Origin of the sequence: Phenylobacterium sp., assembly GCF_030654915.1 — a bacterium.
Classification (GTDB): domain Bacteria; phylum Pseudomonadota; class Alphaproteobacteria; order Caulobacterales; family Caulobacteraceae; genus Phenylobacterium.
This window is the reverse complement of sequence record NZ_JAURWM010000376.1, coordinates 1-2,518: the sequence shown is the minus strand read 5'-3', so window position 1 is coordinate 2,518 and position 2,518 is coordinate 1. Positions and strand designations below refer to the sequence as shown.

General features: G+C 64.0%; 3 protein-coding genes and 1 pseudogene. All 4 read left to right on the top strand.

Annotation, left to right across the window (positions count from 1 at the left end; genetic code table 11):
* Positions 1–748, top strand: a 748-nt coding sequence (locus tag Q7T84_RS19330) for an aminotransferase class III-fold pyridoxal phosphate-dependent enzyme (RefSeq protein ID WP_304812256.1), incomplete at its 5' end; no start/stop codon positions are given.
* A gap of 12 nt (positions 749–760) precedes the next feature.
* Positions 761–1,153 (top strand): ectoine synthase, encoded by a 393-nt coding sequence (locus tag Q7T84_RS19325; protein WP_304812254.1) that lies wholly within the window; start codon positions 761–763, stop codon positions 1,151–1,153.
* An 11-nt stretch (positions 1,154–1,164) separates the two neighbouring features.
* Positions 1,165–2,112: an ectoine hydroxylase gene (thpD, locus tag Q7T84_RS19320; RefSeq protein ID WP_304812252.1), complete on the top strand. Its 948-nt coding sequence runs from the start codon at positions 1,165–1,167 to the stop codon at positions 2,110–2,112.
* 112 nt (positions 2,113–2,224) lie between these two features.
* Positions 2,225–2,518: pseudogene (locus Q7T84_RS19315) on the top strand (MFS transporter); the annotation flags it as partial.

Here is a 2,518-nt window from a genome sequence, read left to right as displayed (position 1 = left end):
CGACACCGCCGCGCAACTCGATCAGATGCTGTCCGACCCATCCAGCGGCATGGACCGCCCCGCCGCCATCATCGTGGAAACCGTGCAGGGCGAAGGGGGTCTAAACGTGGCCTCAGGAGCTTGGCTGCGGGCGATCGAGCGCATAGCGCGCCGCCACGAAGCCCTACTGATCATCGACGACATCCAGGCAGGTTGCGGCCGGACCGGCACCTTCTTCAGTTTCGAAGGCGCAGGCATCAAGCCGGACATCATCACCATGGCCAAGTCCCTGTCGGGCCTTGGCTTGCCTATGGCTCTGACCTTGATGAAGCCGGAACACGACGTGTGGAAGCCCGGTGAGCACAACGGCACATTTCGGGGCAACTGCCATGCCTTCATCACCGCCGCCGCGGCGCTCGACACCTTCTGGGCGGATGACAATTTCGCCGCCGAGGTTCGGCGCAAAGGCGAGCATCTCGGCGAGCGGCTCTCGCAAATAGCCTCCGGCAATCGGCTGATCGCAAGCGGGGTCAGGGGACGCGGAATGATGCGCGGACTGGAGGTGGGCGGCGCCGATGTCTCATCGAGAATCGTCCAGGCCGCATTTGCCCAGGGCCTGGTGATCGAGACCAGCGGCGCGCGAGATCAGGTGGTCAAGGTGCTAGCCCCGCTCACCATTTCAGACGCCGATCTCGATCACGGCCTCGACATCCTGGCCGCCGCCGTCGCCGTCGCATCGACGCACGCCGCAGCCCAACCCCGCGCCTAAACGGAGAACCAGATGATTGTCCGCGACTTGAACGAAGCCGTCACCACACGCCGCCGCGTCGTCACCAAAGGTTGGGAGAGCACACGGCTGCTGCTGAAGGACGACGCCATGGGCTTCTCCTTCCACATCACCACGATCTACGCCGGCGCTGAATTGCCGATGCATTACCAGAACCATCTGGAGTCGGTTTATTGCATCAGCGGTCAAGGATCGATCGAGGATCTCGCCACAGGCCAGGTTCACCCGATTAGGCCCGGCGTGATGTATGCCTTGGACAAACACGATCGGCACGTTCTTAGGGGCGAGACCGAAATGGTCATGGCCTGCACCTTCAACCCGCCGCTCAACGGCCTGGAGGTGCATGACGCGACGGGCGCCTATCCGCTCGAAGCCGAAGCCGTTTGAACGGCCTGACCATGCAACCAGACGCCTATCCGTCACGAGTCCTGACTGAGCCAGCGTGGCTACAGCGCGCCGACCCTGTCGCCCATGCGCCCTGGCGCTCTGACGCTCCCCTAACCCGCGAGCAACACGAAGGGTTCGAGCGTAACGGCTACCTAGTGCTCGAGGGCCTCTTCGCCCCCGACGAGGTCCAGGCCCTGCAGATTGAACTCTATCGTCTGCAGAGTCTGCCGGTCGAGCTGGACCTGGACACGGTGATCGCTGAGCCAGAGTCGGGCGCGGTCCGCTCGATCTTCGCAATCCACGAACAGAGCCCGCTGTTCGCCCGCCTGACCTCTGACGCGCGCCTGGTCGCGACGGCGCAGCATCTCCTGGGCGATGACGTCTATGTGCATCAGTCGCGGCTGAACTACAAAACCGGCTTCGACGGCAAGGAGTTCTACTGGCACTCCGACTTCGAGACTTGGCACGTCGAGGATGGCATGCCGCGCATGCGCGCGCTGTCGATGTCGATTCAACTGGCCGACAACCATGCGGTCAACGGCCCGCTGATGCTCATGCCGGGATCTCAAAACACCTATGTGACGTGCGTCGGGGAAACGCCGGACGATCACTACAGGCAATCGCTGCGTCGCCAGGAGTATGGCGTGCCAGACCGCGCCAGCCTCACCCTGCTGGCTGAACGCGGAGGCATCACCGCGCCGACGGGACCGGCGGGCTCGGTCATCATCTTCGATTGCAATACGATGCACGGGTCGAACGGCAACATCACGCCCTATCCGAGGGCGAACGCCTTCATCGTGTTCAACGCGATGGCCAACCAACTTGTCCGGCCCTACGGCGGAAAACCTCCACGCCCTGATTTCATCGCCCGCCGCGCAGCCTCAGCCCTACGACCGCAAACGGGCCGGCTTTCTGAAAGAGCTGGCGTGAGCGTCGATCTGGCGTCTCCGATCTCGTGATCGCCGGGGCGGCCTTCGAGACTATGGAACGGCACGTCGCCCCATGGTCTCGAGCCTGCCTTGAGGTCAGCCTGCCGTCACGCTCGAAGCCTGGGCGCTTGGGCGGCGGCGAATGCTGAGCGCAATTGCTCCGGTCCGGAGCCTGCTGCTTTCCATCTTCGTGATGATGGCGGGCGCAGGTTTCATGTCCACGCTGGTCGGCGTGCGCCTAACGGCTGCGGGTCACCCCCCTGTGCTCGTGGGCGCAATCGCGACCGCATATTTCGCCGGCCTCGCCGTCGGAGCCTTGAAGGCCGGCCGGGTGATCTCGTCCGTGGGCCACATTCGAGCCTTTGCGGCGTTCGTCTCCCTGCTTTCGGCCACGACCCTGGCCTACGCCTTGGCGCAACACCCCATCTTTTGGGCC